Below are 15698 nucleotides of genomic sequence, written 5' to 3'. Positions count from 1 at the left end.
ATTCCTGGATTGCTTCGCTGCGCTCGCAATGACGGAGAAACGATAGGAGAGCCCATCATGTCCGTCACCGTCCTCATCCGCTACCAGCTCGATCCCTTCAAGCGCGCGCAGTTCGAGGAATACTCGAAACGTTGGCTCACCATCATCCCGAAATGCGGTGGCGAGCTGATCGGCTATTTCATGCCGCATGAGGGCACCAACAACATCGCCTTAGCGCTGATCACCTTCGAGAGCCTGGCCGCCTATGAGGCCTATCGTGCGCGGCTGCGGCAGGACGCCGAAGGCATGGCGAACTTCCATTTCGCAGAGGAGAACAAGTTCATCCTCGCGGAGGAGCGCACATTCCTGCGCAAAGTGGTATTGTAGGCTACGACATCGTTAGCAGGAGACGCCCATGATCGCCGTGATCTTCGAAGTCTGGCCGAAGCCGGAACACCGCCAGGATTATTTCGACCTCGCGGCCGACCTGAAGCCGATCCTGCAAACCATCGACGGTTTCATCTCGGTCGAGCGTTTCGAGAGCCTCACCGAGAAGGGCAAGATCCTGTCGGTGTCGTTCTGGCGGGATGAGGCGGCCGTCGAGGCCTGGCGCAACACGATGGAGCATCGCCGCACCCAGGCCAAGGGCAGGGCGAAGATATTCGCCGACTATCATTTGCGCATTGCCAGCGTCATCCGTGACTATGGCATGAACGATCGGGAGCAGGCGCCGAAGGACAGCCGCGCGGTGCACGACGCGCACTAGCGCTGCAGGGCATGCACTAGCGCTGCCCGGGCGCGCTACTAGCGCTGCCTTGACTGCGCGCCTATGTCTTCGCGGCCAATAAGGGAGAGAAACATGCATGTGACAACCGCTGACAAGCGCGCAACCTTCAAGAAGATGCACGAGAGCGGCTGCTTCATCCTGCCCAATCCGGTCGATGTCGGCAGCGCCAAAGCATTGCAGCATCTCGGCTTCAAGGCGATTGCGTCATCGAGCGCGGGCTTTGCCTGGACCATCGGCAAGGCCGATAATCACGTCAGCGTCGAGGACGTCTGTCAGCATCTGGCAGCATTGAGCTCCGCCGTCGACATCCCCGTCAACGCGGATTTCGAGGGCGGCTTTGCCGTCGAGCCGGACAAGGTCGCCGACAATGTCGAGCGCTGCGTGCGCACCGGCGTTGCCGGCCTGTCGATCGAGGATTCCACTGGCGACAAGGCCAAGCCGCTCTACGACCGCGCGCTCGCGGTCGAGCGGATCAAGGCCTCGCGCAAGGCGATCGGCGACAGCGGCACGCTGCTGGTCGGCCGCTGCGAGGCGTATTTGTGGGGTGTGACCGACCTCAAACTGGTCATCGACCGGCTCACCGCTTATGCGGACGCCGGCGCCGATTGCCTCTATGCGCCGGGCCTGAAGAGCCGCGAGGACATTGCGGCGGTGGTGAAGGCGGTGCATCCAAAACCGTTCAATCTCCTGATCGGCGGCGCCGGCCTGTCGTTGCAGGAGGCCGCCGATCTCGGCGTGCGCCGCATCAGCGTCGGTGGCTCGCTCGCCCGCGCCGCCTGGGGCGGTTTCATGCGGGCGGCGAAGGAAATGGCGGAGCAGGGAACCTTCACCGAGCTCGGCAACGGCTATTCTGGCGGCGAGCTCAACAAGATGTTCAGCTGACCCAAACGAAAAGCGGCGGGATCTGAGGTCCCGCCGCTCTCGCATCCTCTCGCTGTCATGCCCCCGTGCGCAATTGCGCACCGGGGGCGGGGTATCCAGTACGCCGCGGCTTCTCGATTTAGCCACGACTATCTCGGAGTACTGGGTCGCCCGGTCAAGCCGGGCGACGACAGCTATCGTGTTATTTTTACTTCGCGCCGTCAGACGGCGTCTGCGTATCCGGGGCCGGCTTGCTCGGTGCCGCACCCGTGGTCACGCCCGGCCCGGCGTTGTTGCGCGGCGTTACGTCGCGCATACCGGGAGGCGAGGCCGGATTGGTCGGCTGCGTCTGCGCGGTTTGCGGGGCCGGTGTGTTGCTGGCCTGGTTGGTCGTGCTGGTATTGTTCAGGCCGTAGAACACGGCACCCAGCACTAGCGCAATCGCAACGGCAAACAGCGCAACTTTGCCACTGGAGGCGGGGCCTTCGCCAAGTTCGGGATCGGCCTGAAGGTCGGCGTCCCGGCGCGCCGCGCGAAGATACTCATCGTCGGCGAGGTTCGGGCGGTACGGATCGTTGGGAAAACGGTCGTCAGCCATCGATAGGTCTCCTCGGGTTATTGCCGCGGGACAACCCGTAGATGCGAGATTCTGTTCCCGGCGCTTTATGCTTTCGTCGCATGTTGCTCCCGCCGCGGGAATCAGGAACCTGTCTAGGGAACCGTGGGCTAAGTTCCATGGCGGACCGGGGAACAAATCCATGTGGAGCCTGCCGCCGACCGACAGCGTGCTGCATCTTCTGGCGTTCGTCGCCTTGACGGCGGAGGGCATGACGGCCGCACTGGCCGCCGGTCGGCGCAGCATGGACTATGTCGGCGTTTGTCTTCTCGCCTGCGTGACCGCGCTTGGCGGCGGCACGCTGCGCGACCTGTTTCTCGGGCACTATCCGCTGGTGTGGGTCGCCAACCCGATTTACCTCGCGCTGCCGGGCGGGGCAGCGCTGCTGACGATCCTGATCGCGCGGCTGGTGCATCGACTGCACCTCGCCTTCATCGTTCTCGATGCCATCGGCCTCGTCGTCTTCACCATGATCGGCTGCAACGTCGGCTGGCAGATGGATGCTTCGCTGCCGATCGTGATCGTCTCGGGCATGGTGACAGGCTGCGCCGGCGGCGTGTTGCGCGACGTGCTCTGCAACGACGTGCCGCTCCTGTTTCGATCCGAGCTCTACGCCAGCGTCTCGGTCGTGACCGGGCTGTTCTACGCCACCGCCTTCGGTCTCAATCTCAATGCCGAGCTCTGGACGATCTTGACCTTCGTTCTCGGCCTCAGCTTCCGTCTGCTCGCGGTGCGCTACAGATGGGAGATGCCGAAATTCGTGTTCACGGGAGATGAAAAGAGATAGCGCGCTCTCTTCGCCTTGCCCCGCTTGCGGGGAGAGGCCGACGCGCGAAGCGCGGCGGGTGAGGGGGAGTTTTCGCGAGTCAAGCTGGTCGGCATACGGACAGGTCCATCCACGTCGTCATTGCGAGCGCAGCGAAGCAATCCAGAATCCCTCGGCGGTGGTAGTCTGGATTGCTTCGTCGCAAGAGCTCCTCGCAATGACGGTGAGGAGGCGACGGTGACCTACTCCTTCTCCTTCCTCGCCTTCGCCACCTGCGACGGCGTCACCAGCGGGCCCGCATTGCCCCAGGAATTGCGCATGTAGTTCGTCACCGCGGCGATCTCGCCGTCGGACAATTGCTTGGCATAGGCCGGCATCTCGCCGGTGTTGGGTGCGCGCGGCGTCGTCACGGTGTGGGCGCCGTCGAGGATGATGCGCAAGGTGGAGGACGGATTGATCGATTGCAGCAGCGCGTTGCCGGGCAGCGGCGGATAGATCCGCGGGCTGCCTGTACCGTCGGCCTCATGGCAGGCGACGCAGAGCTTTGCGTAGACCGCCTGACCGGCTTTCATCTCGGCATCATCGGGCGGCGTCACGATGGTCTCGCGCCGCGCCGGCGGCAGGCTCTTCAGATAGACCGCGATCGCTTGCACATCGGCATTGCTCATCTTCGAGGTCGAGTTGACGACCACCTCCGCCATCGGTCCGCCGGCATGGCTCTTGGCATTGCGGCCGCTTTGCAGATATTCGGTGATATCGTCGGCGCTCCACGACTTCAGCCCGGTGCGCGCGGCGCCGTCGAGCCTTGGTGCATACCAGCCGCCGATCTCGCTGCCGGATAGCGCCTGCGCCTGCTTGTCCACGCCAAAATAGTTCTTCGGCGTATGGCAGGCGCCGCAATGACCGAGACCGGTGACGAGATAGCCGCCTCTGCTCCACGCGGCACTCTGGCTCTGGTCGGGCTCGAACAGGCCGGGCTTGAAGTACAGATAGTTCCAGACCCGCATTAGGCCGCGATAGCCGAACGGCCAGCGCAGCTCCGGCGGCTTGTTGCGGTTAGCTAGGGGCGCCAGCGTTCCCAGGTAGGTGCGGATCGCCAGCGTGTCGTCCTTCGTCATCCGCGTGAAATAGGGATAGGGAAACGCCGGATAGTAGTTCGAACCATCAGGCGCGACGCCATAGCGCACGGCGCGCGTGAAGTCGGCATCGGTCCAGGCGCCGATCCCGGTGTCGCGGTCAGGTGTGAGGTTCGGCGCATAGATCGCACCGAAGGGCGTATCGATGCGCTTTCCGCCCGCGAACGGCTTGGCCGGATCGGCGGTGTGGCAGCCCGCGCAGCCACCGGCCTCGACCAGCGTTTTGCCGTAAGCGATCAGCTCCGGCGAGGGCTCGGCGGCGCGGGCCGCGCTTCCAACTGCACTGCACAACGCCAAACCCACGAGAGCCGAGCCAACCAGAATCGTCCGCATCGAAAGCCTCTCCTGCGACCAATCGCCCGCATCCGGCATGACGGGGCATCAATTCATTTCGCGACGGCGGGGGTATGGTGACACAAATTGAAAATGCCTAGCGTGTTTCAGGCCACGAAATTGCGATTTTTACCCCGCGCTTCGTTTGGCCGAGATTTGTGATGCGGAGCGTTAAATATCCGACATAAAGTGGCGGAGGTGGTCGGCGCGCCCTAGCTAAAAACGACGGGCAGGCAACGGCTTAAGTGGCCAAACGCCAAGAAGGGTGGAAGAGGACAGCATGGGCATCAACCAGGGTCCGATCAGTCTCGATCAGAAATATACCCAGCAAACTGGACACGTCTTCACCACCGGCATTCAGGCGCTGGTGCGCCTGCCCATGGCCCAGATTCGGCGCGATCGCGCCAATGGCCTCAACACCGCGGGCTTCATCTCGGGCTATCGCGGCTCGCCGCTCGGCGGTTATGACCAGCAGCTCTTCGCGGCGCGAAAGCATCTCGAACAGTACAACGTCAAGTTCCAGCCCGGCGTGAACGAGGACCTCGCGGCGACCGCCGTGTGGGGCTCGCAGCAGCTCAATCTCTCGCCCGGCGCCAAATATGATGGCGTCGTCGGCATCTGGTACGGCAAGGGCCCCGGCGTCGACCGCTGCGGTGACGTGTTCCGCCACGGCAATGCTGCCGGCTCGGCCAAGAACGGCGGCGTCTTGTGTCTTGCCGGCGACGACCACGGCGCAAAATCCTCAACCGTCCCGCATCAGTCCGACCATGCCTTCATCTCGGCGCTGATGCCGTATCTCTACCCCTCGAGCATTCACGAGATGATCGAGATGGGTCTACTCGGCATCGCGATGTCGCGCTACTCGGGTTGCTGGGTCGGCATGAAGGTGATCACGGAGACGGTGGAGACCACGGCCGAGATCGACCTCACCGACGAGATGAAGCCCTTCATCATCCCCTCCGATTTCGAGCTGCCGCCCGGTGGCCTCAATCTGCGCTGGCCCGACGACCGTTTCGAGCAGGATCGCCGCCTGCAGGACTACAAGGGCTTTGCCGCGATTGCCTTTGCGCGCGCCAACAGGGTCAACCGCGTCACCATGGATTCGCCGAACGCCCGCTTCGGCATCATGGCATCGGGCAAGAGCTATGAGGACGTACGGCAGGCGCTGCGCGAGCTCGGCATTACCGAGGAGGTCGCCGCCAAGATCGGCCTGCGCCTCTACAAGATCGGCATGCCCTGGCCGCTGGAGCCGGAGGGCGTTCGCAACTTCGCTGTGGGGCTCGAGGAGATCTTCATCGTCGAGGAACGCCGCGAGATCGTCGAGAACCAGGTCAAGCAGGAGCTGTTCAACTGGCGCGACGACGTCCGCCCGCGCATCGTCGGCAAGATGGACGAGCACGACAAGCGTTTCCTCACCTTCGCCGCCGAGCTCAGCGTCGCCTCGCTTGCGACCTCGCTCACAGAGCGGCTGCTTCGACTTAATCTCAACCCTGAAATTGCGGAGATGCTCCGCGTCAAGGCCGACTGGTTCAACGGCCGCCAGGCCACGCAGATGCAGGCGGTCGCGCCTGTCTCCCGCACCCCCTATTTCTGCTCCGGCTGCCCGCACAACACCTCGACGAAAGTCCCCGAAGGCAGCCGCGCGCTTGCCGGCATTGGCTGCCACTTCATGGCGCTGTGGATGGACCGCTCGACCGAGACCTTCACGCATATGGGCGGCGAGGGCGTGCCGTGGGTCGGCATCGCGCCGTTCACCAACGAGAACCACATCTTCGCGAATCTCGGTGACGGCACCTATTTCCATTCGGGCATTCTCGCCATCCGCCAGGCGATCGCCTCCAAGGCCAACATCACCTACAAGATCCTCTACAACGACGCCGTTGCCATGACCGGCGGTCAGCGCCATGACGGCGATCTCTCGCCGCAGCAGATCACCCAGCAGCTCTACGCCGAAGGCATCCGCGAGCTCTATCTGGTCTCGGAAAACCCCGACGCTTACCCGGCCGACACCATCGCCCCCGGCGTGAAGAAGCATCACCGCGACGAGCTCGACAACGTCATGAAGATGTGCCGCGAATACAAGGGCACGTCTGCGATCGTGTTCGTGCAGACCTGCGCGGCCGAGAAGCGTCGCCGCCGCAAGCGCGGCCTGATGGAAGATCCGGCGCGCCGGGTCATGATCAACCCGGCGGTCTGTGAAGGCTGCGGCGACTGCTCGGTGCAGTCGAACTGCATCTCGGTCGAGCCGCTGGAGACCGAGTTCGGCCGCAAGCGCGCCATCAACCAGTCCTCCTGCAACAAGGACTATTCCTGCCTGAAGGGCTTCTGCCCGTCCTTCGTCACGATCGACGGCGGTGCGCCGCGCCACCGTGCACCTAGCGAACTCGCTGATATCGGCGAGCTGCCCGAGCCGGCCTCGCGTCCGGCCCTCGACAAGCCCTATAACATCGCGGTCGGCGGTGTCGGCGGCACCGGCGTGCTCACTATCGGCGCGCTGCTCGGCATGGCCGCGCATATCGAGGGCAAGGCCTCGATGATCCTCGACATGTCGGGCCTCGCGCAGAAGGGCGGGGCGGTGCTCAGCCATGTGCGGCTATCAGATCATCCGGCCGAGGTGACCTGCTCGCGCATCGTCACCGGCACGGCCGATCTCGTGCTCGCAGCCGACGAGGTGGTCGCGGTTGCCAAGGATACGATCTCACTCTGTGACTCCAGCCGCACGCACGGCATCATCAACAGCCACGTCATCCCCACCGCCGACTTCATCCTCAACCGCGATTTCAACTTCCAGACCCGCAAGCTGAACGCGGTGCTGGAGACGGCGCTGCACAAGGACTCCGTATTCTTCGACTTCACCAGACCGGCCGAGCAGCTGCTCGGCGATGCCATCGCCACCAACATGATGATGATGGGCTACGCCTATCAGAAGGGGCTGTTCCCGCTGTCGGCGGAGTCGATCGAGCAAGCCATCGAAGTCAACGGCGTCTCGATCAAGATGAACAAGGAGGCCTTCCGCCTCGGACGCCTTGCAGTCGCCGACCCCAAGCGCCTTGCCGACATGCTGAAGGGGACGAACGAGGTCGTCGCGCCCAAGACGCTGGAGGCGATGACGCTGGACGAGGTCATCGAGCATCGCGCCAAGCACCTCACCGCCTACCAGAACAATCGTCTCGCCAAGCGTTATCGCAAGCTGGTCGACCAGGTTCGCGATGCCGCCAAGCAGGGCGGCTATGGCGATGCACTGCCGCGCGCGGTCGCGGTGAACTACGCCAAGCTCCTGGCCTACAAGGACGAATACGAAGTCGCACGCCTCTACAGCAATGGCGCCTTCGAGCAGCAGCTCCGCGACCAGTTCGAGGGCGACTTCAAGTTCAGCTTCAATCTGGCGCCGCCGATCCTCAGCAGCGGCGTCGACGCGCTGGGCCGTCCGAAGAAGCGCGCCTTCGGCCCGTGGATGCTGAACGTCTTCCGCGTGCTGGCAAAATTCAAATTCCTGCGCGGCACCCCGTTCGACATCTTCGGCCGCAGCGCCGACCGCAAGCTCGAGCGCGATTTGATCGCCGGCTACGAGAAGGACGTCTCAACCGTGCTCGGCCTTTTGTCGCCGGTCACGCACGACACCGCCGTCGAACTGCTCTCGCTGCCCGACCGTATCCGCGGCTACGGCCCGGTGAAGGAGAAGGTGGTGAACGACGCCAAGGCCCGCTACGCCCAGCTCGCCGCCGACCTCGCCAACCCACCGCCGGCGCCACGGCAGATCGCAGCCGAGTAGGCAGTCCTGTAGGGTGGGCAAAGCGAAGCGTGCCCACGTCTTCAGGATTGATCTCGGCGAGATGGTGGGCACGGCGCGTTGCGCCTTTGCCCACCCTACGGCACCACCCCTTGCGTTGCCCGTCGCGCAAAACACTCATGCCATGGGTCAATCCGCTAGCGGAAAAATATTCCACTTTACCGAAATTCGGGATTATCGTAGCTGTCGCTCACCTCATCCCAGTCACAGGGGCGTATCGCGATCGTCACGAAACGCGGGGTGAGCGGCGGTGGACGCGGGCTGCGTCGCACGGGGATTGTCTCGCGTGCACGACGGGCGCGGTCTCGCGTACGGCAAAATCGTGTGGTCCTGGCGCCCGGGGTCTGTGCGTCAAGTCTTGCGATCACTCGCAAGGCGACGGGGGCAATAGTGCATCGCTCCCCGGGGAGAGCGCGATATAAGCCGTAAAGCCACTGCGCAGGGAAGGCCGGATGTTTGGCTTCACCTGTATGCCGCTGTGCATCTGTTCTTCGCGCATTTCGCGCACAGCGGACCGTGGGTGCCCAGCCGGCACCGGGTCTTCCCTGCGCCCTCTGTTTTCCGGAGGGAGCAAGACGGGAGCAAAACTCGGGCGAACCCGCCGCGAGGATGCGGGCGTGTGTCTGCGATTTAGTTGTGAATGGAAAGAGCGACGTCGCTATCCGCGAACTCCGTCATTGCGAGCGCAGCGAAGCAATCCAGAATCCTTCCACGGAGGGACTCTGGATTGCTTCGTCGCAAGGGCTCCTCGCAATGACGACGCGGCAGGCAGGTTAGCTTCCTATCCGCGGCCGGGATTTCGGCTGGACTCCAGTTGCGCCCACCCGCTGCCCTCTCGCCCGACGGAATATTTCCGCGCTTGCCAATCAGGCCGGTGCGGTTCAGAAAAAAGAGCCAAGAAGAAACGCGAGCGGAGACCTGAAGTTTGACCATCAAGGGCAAGGCCTACATTGTCGGGATTTTTGAACACCCGACCCGGCATGCGCCGGACAAATCCACCGCGCAGCTCCACGCCGAGGTCGCCAAGGGTGCGATCGAGGATGCCGGGATCAGCAAGGACGATGTCGACGGCTATTTCTGCGCGGGTGATGCGCCAGGCGGCGCCTGGCCGATGGTCGACTATCTCGGCCTGAACACCAAGAAGCTTCGTCACGTCGATTCCACCGAGACCGGCGGCTGTTCCTACATCATCCATCTCGGCCATGCGGCCGAGGCGATCGCCGCGGGCAAGTGCTCGATCGCGCTGATCACGCTGGCCGGCAAGCCGCGCACCGGGGTGATGCCGCCGCGTGCGGCCGGCGCCGAGGTCGACTTCGAGTCCGCTTACGGTGCGACCACGCACAATGCCTATGGCATGTGTGCCATGCGCCACATGCACGACTATGGCACCACGAGCGAGCAGCTCGCCTGGATCAAGGTCGCGGCCTCGCACCACGCACAATACAATCCGCATGCGATGCTCAAGGACGTCGTCACCGTCGAGGACGTCCTGAACTCGCCAATGATCTCGGATCCCCTGCATCGCATGGATTGCTGCGTCGTCTCCGATGGCGGCGGCGCGCTGATCGTGACAACGCCGGAGATTGCGAAGAGCCTGAAGAAGCCGCTTGTGCGCCTGATCGGCCATGGCGAAGCCATGAAGGGCCCGCGCGGCGGCAAGGATCTCGACCTCACATACTCCGCGGGCGTCTGGTCCGGCCCGCGCGCGTTCGAGGAGGCCGGCATCACGCCGAAGGACATCAAATACGCCTCGATCTACGACAGCTTCACCATCACCGTCTTGATGCAGCTCGAAGACCTCGGCTTCTGCAAGAAGGGCGAGGGCGGCAAGTTCGTTGCCGACGGCAATCTGATCTCGGGCGTCGGCAAGCTGCCGTTCAACACCGACGGCGGCGGCCTGTGCAGCAACCATCCCGTCAACCGCGGCGGCATGACCAAGATCATCGAGGCCGTCAGGCAGTTGCGCGGCGAGGCGCATCCGAAGGTGCAGGTCAAGAACTGCGATCTCGCCATCGCCCACGGCACCGGCGGCCTTTTGGGTGTTCGCCACGCCGCCTCGACCGCCATTCTGGAGCGCGTGTGATGGTAGATGCAAAAAAATATCCGGCCCCGGTGACGAACCCGGAGACCGCGGCGTTCTGGAACGCAGCCAAGGAAGGCAAGTTCATGATCAAGCGCTGCACCGCTTGCGGCGAAGCGCATTACTTTCCGCGCTCGATCTGTCCGTTCTGCTACTCCGAGAAGACCGTGTGGGAGGAAGCATCGGGCGAGGGCACGATCTACACCTACAGCCTGATGCGGAAGTCGCCGACCGGTCCTTACGCGATTGGCTACGTCACGCTGAAGGAGGGGCCGTCGGTGCAGACCAATTTCGTCGACTGCGATCTCGAGACGCTGAAGATCGGCCAGAAGGTGAAGGTGGTGTTCAAGCCGACCGACGGCGCACCGCTGCCGTTTTTTACGCCGGCTTGATTACTTTCTTCCTTCTCCCCTTGTGGGAGAAGGTGGCGCGAAGCGCCGGATGAGGGGTCTGTCTCCGCGGAGAGAGATTTCAACGCGGAAGCAACCCCTCACCCAAATGCGTATGTGGCCGGCACCTCGTGGCCCTCTCCCACAAGGGGAGAGGGCACATTGATGAGCGCCGGTGAAATTCGGGAGGAAGACAAACAACATGTCCGCCAGATACGAAGAACTCAAAGCCCTCAAAAACCTCGGCCAGAAATATGCGTATACCGATCGCGAAGTCATGCTCTACGCCTACGGCATCGGCCTCGGCGCCGATCCCATGGACGAGAAGGAGCTCGCCTTCGTCAACGAGGGCACGCTAACGCCGCGGCCGCTGAAGGTGGTGCCTACCTTTGCTTCCGTCGCAGCATGGGGCTCCGGCCCCGGCGAGATGAACCTCAACCGCGTGATGGTGGTCGACGGCGAGCGCGACATCACCTTCCACCAGCCGCTGCCAGTCGTCGCGCACATTACCGCCGATTCCTCCGTGCTCGAGGTCTACGACAAGGGCAAGGACAAGGGCGTGGTGATCAGTCACCAGACCGTGCTGAAGAACGAGAAGGGCGAGAAGCTGGCTACTCTGGTGGCCTCGCGCTTCGCCCGCGGCGATGGCGGCTTTGGCGGGCCGAACCTGACCCAGCCAGATCCGCACAAGATTCCGTCGCGCAGCCCCGACAAGACCATCGACATCACGACGCGTCCCGACCAGGCGCTGGTCTATCGCCTCTGCGGCGACCGCAACCCGCTGCACTCCGATCCCGAGTTCGCCAAGAAGGCCGGCTTCCCGCGCCCGATCCTGCACGGCATGTGCACCTACGGCATCACCTGCCGCGGCGTGCTGCAGACCTATGCCGATTACGACGCTTCCGCCTTCCGCCAGCACGTCGCGCGGTTCTCTTCGCCGGTCTACCCCGGCGAGACCGTGACCATGGACCTCTGGAAGGACGGCAACGTGATCTCGTTCGAAGCCAAGGTGAAGTCGCGCGGTGTCACCGTGATCAAGAACGGCAAGACGGTGCTGGGTTAGGGACGCGGTACGGCCGCCGTCTCCCTAGCCCCGCTCTTGCGGGAGAGGGCGGGGTGAGGGGCTCTCACCACGAGAAGGGACGGTATTGAGACCTGTACCCCCTCACCCGGATCGCAAGGGCGATCCGACCTCTCCCCGCAAGCGGGCGATGTGGAAGAAAAAGCAAACAGGGAGAAGCCACCATGGGACTACTCGACGGCAAGGTTGCGCTGATCACCGGCGCGGGCGGGGGGCTCGGTGAGGCCTATGCAAAGCTGTTCGCGCGGGAAGGGGCGTCCGTCGTCGTCAACGACCTCGGCGGACCCCGCGACGGCTCCGGCGCTGACAAGTCCATGGCGCAGCTTGTGGTCGATGCGATCAAGGCGGAGGGCGGCAAGGCGGTCGCCAACGGCGCCGACATCTCCACCATGGAGGGCGGTCAGTCGGTGTTCGACGACGCCATCAAGCACTTTGGCCGCGCCGACATCCTCGTCAACAACGCCGGCATCCTGCGCGACCAGACCTTTCACAAGGCGTCTGAAGCCGACTGGGACAAGGTCATCAAGGTGCATCTGAAGGGCACTTTCTGTTGCACCATGCCGGTGTTTCGCTGGATGCGGGAAAACGGCGGCGGGGTCATCGTCAACACCTCCTCGACCTCGGGCCTGATCGGCAATTTCGGCCAGACCAATTACGGCGCGGCCAAGGGTGGCATCTGGGGCCTGTCCAACGTGCTGGCGATCGAAGGGCGGAAGTACAACATCCGGATCTGGACGCTGGCCCCGGGCGCGCTGACCCGCATGACCGCAGACCTGCCCCGCTATAAGGAGAACCCCTCGGCGGCGCTGGGGCCGGACGGCATCGCGCCGGCCGTGCTATACATGGTCAGCGATTTGTCGGGCGACCAGACCGGCAAGGTGCTGGGCGTGTCCGGGCCCCGCGGAGTGCGCGAAATGCGGATGATGGAAATGGAAGGCTGGAAACCGCCGCACACGGGCTGGAAGGCCCAGGACATCGTCGATCACGCCAAGGAGATCTTCTTCTCCGAGGAGCAGATCAAGATGGGGGCGCGGCGGTTTTAGCCATAGACAGAGAGAAACAAGGAAGACGATGAAACTCACCGCCGACGCCAAGGGCACTTTCGCAATCGCGCCGACGCCGTTCCACGACGACGGCCGCATCGACGAGCGCTCGATCGACCGCCTGACCGATTTCTACGAAGAGGTCGGCTGCGACGGCGTCACGGTGCTGGGAATCCTCGGCGAGGCGCCGAAGCTCGATGCCGCCGAGGCCGAGCAGGTCGCGGTGCGCTTCGTCAAGCGCGCCAAGAAGATGCAGGTGATCGTTGGCGTCTCCGCGCCGGGTTTTGCCACCATGCGCTCGCTGGCGAAGGCCTCGATGGATGCGGGCGCCGCCGGCGTCATGATCGCGCCGCCGCCGAGCTTGCGCACCGACGACCAGATCGTCGGCTATTTCAAGCAGGCCGCCGAAGCGATCGGCCCGGATGTGCCCTGGGTGCTCCAGGACTATCCGCTGACCCTCTCGGTGGTGTTCACCCCCGCCGTGATCCGCAAGATCGTCACGGACAATGCGAATTGCGTGATGCTCAAGCACGAGGACTGGCCGGGGTTGGAAAAGATCTCGACCCTGCGCAATTTCCAGAAGGACGGCTCGCTCCGTCCGCTCTCGATCCTCTGCGGCAATGGCGGGCTCTTTTTGGATTTCGAGATGGAGCGCGGCGCCGACGGTGCCATGACCGGCTATGCCTTCCCGGAACTCCTGATCGACGTCGTGCGCCTCTCCAAGGAGGGCAAGCGCGACGCCGCGCATGATCTGTTCGACGCGCATCTACCGCTGATCCGCTACGAGCAGCAGCCGGGCGCCGGTCTTGCCGTGCGCAAATACGTGCTGCAGAAGCGCGGCATCATCGCTTCCAGCGCGCAGCGCAAGCCTGGCGCGACCATCACCCCGGCGGCGAAGGCGGAGGTCGAGTATCTCCTCTCGCGCGTCGCCCGTGTCGACAAGCGCGCCAATCTCGGCCCGCAATCCAGCGCCGCAGGTTAGTCGCATGGCTGAAGCTGCCGCATCACGCCCTGCCTCGACCATTCTCCTGCTGCGCGACGGTGCGGGTGTCGACGGCAAGAGCCGCGACGAGATCGAAGTCTTCATGATGGTTCGCCATCATCAGATCGAGTTCAACTCGGGCGCGCTGGTGTTTCCCGGCGGCAGCGTCGATGCCGGCGACAAGGAGATCGTCGCTCGCGCCGATCTTTATTCGGGCGGCGAGGGCCTCAGCGAAGCGGACCGCGGCTTTCGGATTGCCGCGATCCGCGAGACCTTTGAAGAAAGCGGCATCCTGCTGGCGCGATCGAAGGATTCGGGCGCGCCGGTCGACGCCAAGCGTGCCGGCGAGATCGCGGATGCGCATCGCGTCGCGCTCAACGAGCATAATATTAGCTTCCTGAAAATCCTCGAAGATAACGGCCTCCAGCTCGCGCTCGACACGCTCGTGCCGTATGCGCACTGGATCACGCCGGAGGGCATGCCGAAGCGCTTCGACACCTGGTTCTTTCTTGCGGCAGCACCGCCCGATCAGCTCGGCGCCCATGATGGTCGCGAGTCCACGGATTCGATCTGGGTCTCGCCGCGCGAGGCGGTGGAGGGCGGGGAGAGCGGCCGCTTCAAGCTGCCGTTCCCGACCACGCGCAATCTGATCCGGCTCGCCAAGCAGCCAAACGTGAGTGCCGCACTGGAGCACGCCCTTGGGATGTCGATCGTCACGGTCATGCCTGTGATGACCAAGACTGAAACCGGCCGCCAGCTCCGCATTCCCCGCGAGGCCGGCTACGACGGCGAGGTGTTCGAGGTCGGGGCGCTCGGCTAGGATAGTTCGACACCAAACGAAGTATCGGCGGCTGCGGACGCGCTAGGTTCCGTTCATCGCGAATGGACGGGACGCAACGCATGAACAACCGGCAGGGTACCAACATCGCCGTCGAGCTGGCGTTGCTGGTCGCGTTAGCGACGCTCTGGGGCGGCTCCTACACCTTCATCAAGCTCGGCGTCGCCACCATCCCGCCGATCACGCTGATTGCGGCGCGCACCGCCATCGCGGGCCTGTTGCTGCTTGTCGTCATGCGGGCGCGCGGCATCGGGATGCCGACGGATGCGGCGACCTGGCAGCGCTTCGCGTTTCAGGCGGTGCTCAACAGCGTGATCCCCTGGACGCTGATCGCCTGGGGCGAGCGCCATGTCGATGCCGCGCTCGCCACCATCCTCAACTCGGCCGGGCCGATCTTCACGTTCCTGCTCACGGCGCTGATCACCCACCACGAGGCGACGACGCCGCGAAAGCTGTTCGGCGTGATCGCGGGCATGGCCGGCATCCTGCTGATCGTCGGCGTCGATGCCTTCCATGACATCGGCAGCGGCCTGCTGGCGGAGGCGGCGATCGTGGCCGCCACCGTCTGCTATGCCTGCGCCGCGATCTTAGGCCGCAGTTTCAAGGGACTCGATCCCATGGCGCCCGCCGCCGGCTCGCTGCTGGCGGGCGCGGCGGTGCTGATCCCGGCCTCGCTCGTCGTCGAGCAACCCTGGACGCTGTCGCCCTCGCTGGCGTCCGTGTTGGCTCTGCTGGCGCTCGCGGTGTTCTCGACCGCAGCAGCGTTTGCGATCTACTTCCGCTTGATCCAGACCCTAGGCTCGGTCGGGACCACCGCGCAGGCCTATCTGCGCGTCCCCATCGGGGTTGCCATCAGCGTCGCCTTCCTCGGCGAGACCTTGAGCCGGACCGCCTGGATCGGGCTGGCCTGCGTCGTCCTCGGCGTTGCCGCCATGACGATCCCGGCCCGGCGGCGGACAAGCCTCAAAGGCTCATAGTCCGAAACGGAGGAGGGGCGGCAGGCCCGATATTAAGGAT

Annotated in this window: 14 protein-coding genes; 12 read left to right on the top strand and 2 right to left on the bottom strand. The window is 64.1% G+C overall.

Annotation, left to right across the window (positions count from 1 at the left end; genetic code table 11):
• Positions 1–57 precede the first annotated feature (57 nt).
• The 3 genes from LRP30_RS24120 to LRP30_RS24110 all read left to right on the top strand — a co-directional run bounded on the left by LRP30_RS24120 (position 58) and on the right by LRP30_RS24110 (position 1648).
• Complete coding sequence (locus LRP30_RS24120; protein WP_249756521.1) at positions 58–366, top strand: NIPSNAP family protein; 309 nt, start codon at positions 58–60, stop codon at positions 364–366.
• 28 nt (positions 367–394) lie between these two features.
• On the top strand, positions 395–745 hold the full coding sequence (locus tag LRP30_RS24115; RefSeq protein ID WP_091894692.1) for an antibiotic biosynthesis monooxygenase: 351 nt from the start codon (positions 395–397) through the stop codon (positions 743–745).
• Between the two features lie 93 nt (positions 746–838).
• Complete coding sequence (locus LRP30_RS24110) at positions 839–1648, top strand: isocitrate lyase/phosphoenolpyruvate mutase family protein (protein WP_091894690.1); 810 nt, start codon at positions 839–841, stop codon at positions 1646–1648.
• A 187-nt stretch (positions 1649–1835) separates the two neighbouring features.
• Here LRP30_RS24110 and LRP30_RS24105 read toward each other — a convergent pair whose 3' ends face one another.
• Positions 1836–2225, bottom strand: coding sequence for a hypothetical protein (locus LRP30_RS24105; RefSeq protein ID WP_249756520.1), 390 nt, complete (start codon positions 2223–2225; stop codon positions 1836–1838).
• A 160-nt stretch (positions 2226–2385) separates the two neighbouring features.
• Between LRP30_RS24105 and LRP30_RS24100 the strand changes: the two genes are divergently transcribed.
• Positions 2386–3030 carry a trimeric intracellular cation channel family protein gene (locus LRP30_RS24100; protein WP_128947386.1) on the top strand — a complete coding sequence of 215 codons (645 nt, stop codon included), beginning with the start codon at positions 2386–2388 and terminating at the stop codon, positions 3028–3030.
• A 221-nt stretch (positions 3031–3251) separates the two neighbouring features.
• Here the strand turns inward: LRP30_RS24100 and LRP30_RS24095 are convergent, their stop codons facing one another.
• Complete coding sequence (locus LRP30_RS24095) at positions 3252–4478, bottom strand: c-type cytochrome (protein ID WP_249756519.1); 1227 nt, start codon at positions 4476–4478, stop codon at positions 3252–3254.
• 280 nt (positions 4479–4758) lie between these two features.
• On the opposite strand from LRP30_RS24095, the gene LRP30_RS24090 reads away from it, so the two are divergent.
• The 8 genes from LRP30_RS24090 (at position 4759) to LRP30_RS24055 (ending at position 15658) form a co-directional block, all read left to right on the top strand.
• Complete coding sequence (locus LRP30_RS24090; protein ID WP_249756518.1) at positions 4759–8250, top strand: indolepyruvate ferredoxin oxidoreductase family protein; 3492 nt, start codon at positions 4759–4761, stop codon at positions 8248–8250.
• A 943-nt stretch (positions 8251–9193) separates the two neighbouring features.
• On the top strand, positions 9194–10351 hold the full coding sequence (locus LRP30_RS24085) for a thiolase domain-containing protein (RefSeq protein ID WP_249756517.1): 1158 nt from the start codon (positions 9194–9196) through the stop codon (positions 10349–10351).
• On the top strand, positions 10351–10740 hold the full coding sequence (locus LRP30_RS24080; protein WP_249756516.1) for an OB-fold domain-containing protein: 390 nt from the start codon (positions 10351–10353) through the stop codon (positions 10738–10740). The genes LRP30_RS24085 and LRP30_RS24080 overlap by 1 nt, the downstream gene beginning before the upstream one ends.
• Before the next feature lie 199 nt (positions 10741–10939).
• Entirely contained in the window at positions 10940–11800 is an 861-nt protein-coding gene (locus LRP30_RS24075) for a MaoC family dehydratase (RefSeq protein WP_249756515.1), read from the top strand.
• 182 nt (positions 11801–11982) lie between these two features.
• Positions 11983–12861 (top strand): SDR family oxidoreductase, encoded by an 879-nt coding sequence (locus LRP30_RS24070; protein ID WP_128933170.1) that lies wholly within the window; start codon positions 11983–11985, stop codon positions 12859–12861.
• A 28-nt stretch (positions 12862–12889) separates the two neighbouring features.
• Entirely contained in the window at positions 12890–13843 is a 954-nt protein-coding gene (locus tag LRP30_RS24065) for a dihydrodipicolinate synthase family protein (protein ID WP_128941202.1), read from the top strand.
• A gap of 4 nt (positions 13844–13847) precedes the next feature.
• Complete coding sequence (locus tag LRP30_RS24060; RefSeq protein ID WP_249756514.1) at positions 13848–14663, top strand: NUDIX hydrolase; 816 nt, start codon at positions 13848–13850, stop codon at positions 14661–14663.
• A gap of 80 nt (positions 14664–14743) precedes the next feature.
• The gene (locus LRP30_RS24055; RefSeq protein WP_249756513.1) at positions 14744–15658 is read left to right on the top strand and encodes an EamA family transporter; all 915 of its coding nucleotides are present in this window, start codon (positions 14744–14746) and stop codon (positions 15656–15658) included.
• Positions 15659–15698 lie beyond the last annotated feature (40 nt).

The sequence above is a fragment of the Bradyrhizobium sp. C-145 genome (assembly GCF_023375135.1).
GTDB classification, from domain to species: domain Bacteria; phylum Pseudomonadota; class Alphaproteobacteria; order Rhizobiales; family Xanthobacteraceae; genus Bradyrhizobium; species Bradyrhizobium zhanjiangense.
Note: the sequence above shows the minus strand (reverse complement) of the source record. Positions and strands in the feature narration are given on the sequence as shown.

What these genes read in the sequence shown, in the direction of transcription:
- LRP30_RS24100 (WP_128947386.1), top strand. Translation starts at nt 2,386, where the DNA reads ATGTGGAGCCTGCCGCCGACCGACAGCGTGCTGCATCTTCTGGCGTTC.
- LRP30_RS24090 (WP_249756518.1), top strand. Translation starts at nt 4,759, where the DNA reads ATGGGCATCAACCAGGGTCCGATCAGTCTCGATCAGAAATATACCCAG.
- LRP30_RS24065 (WP_128941202.1), top strand. Translation starts at nt 12,890, where the DNA reads ATGAAACTCACCGCCGACGCCAAGGGCACTTTCGCAATCGCGCCGACG.
- LRP30_RS24060 (WP_249756514.1), top strand. Translation starts at nt 13,848, where the DNA reads ATGGCTGAAGCTGCCGCATCACGCCCTGCCTCGACCATTCTCCTGCTG.
- LRP30_RS24070 (WP_128933170.1), top strand. Translation starts at nt 11,983, where the DNA reads ATGGGACTACTCGACGGCAAGGTTGCGCTGATCACCGGCGCGGGCGGG.
- LRP30_RS24110 (WP_091894690.1), top strand. Translation starts at nt 839, where the DNA reads ATGCATGTGACAACCGCTGACAAGCGCGCAACCTTCAAGAAGATGCAC.
- LRP30_RS24105 (WP_249756520.1), bottom strand. Translation starts at nt 2,225, where the DNA reads ATGGCTGACGACCGTTTTCCCAACGATCCGTACCGCCCGAACCTCGCC.
- LRP30_RS24075 (WP_249756515.1), top strand. Translation starts at nt 10,940, where the DNA reads ATGTCCGCCAGATACGAAGAACTCAAAGCCCTCAAAAACCTCGGCCAG.
- LRP30_RS24120 (WP_249756521.1), top strand. Translation starts at nt 58, where the DNA reads ATGTCCGTCACCGTCCTCATCCGCTACCAGCTCGATCCCTTCAAGCGC.
- LRP30_RS24080 (WP_249756516.1), top strand. Translation starts at nt 10,351, where the DNA reads ATGGTAGATGCAAAAAAATATCCGGCCCCGGTGACGAACCCGGAGACC.
- LRP30_RS24115 (WP_091894692.1), top strand. Translation starts at nt 395, where the DNA reads ATGATCGCCGTGATCTTCGAAGTCTGGCCGAAGCCGGAACACCGCCAG.
- LRP30_RS24055 (WP_249756513.1), top strand. Translation starts at nt 14,744, where the DNA reads ATGAACAACCGGCAGGGTACCAACATCGCCGTCGAGCTGGCGTTGCTG.
- LRP30_RS24095 (WP_249756519.1), bottom strand. Translation starts at nt 4,478, where the DNA reads ATGCGGACGATTCTGGTTGGCTCGGCTCTCGTGGGTTTGGCGTTGTGC.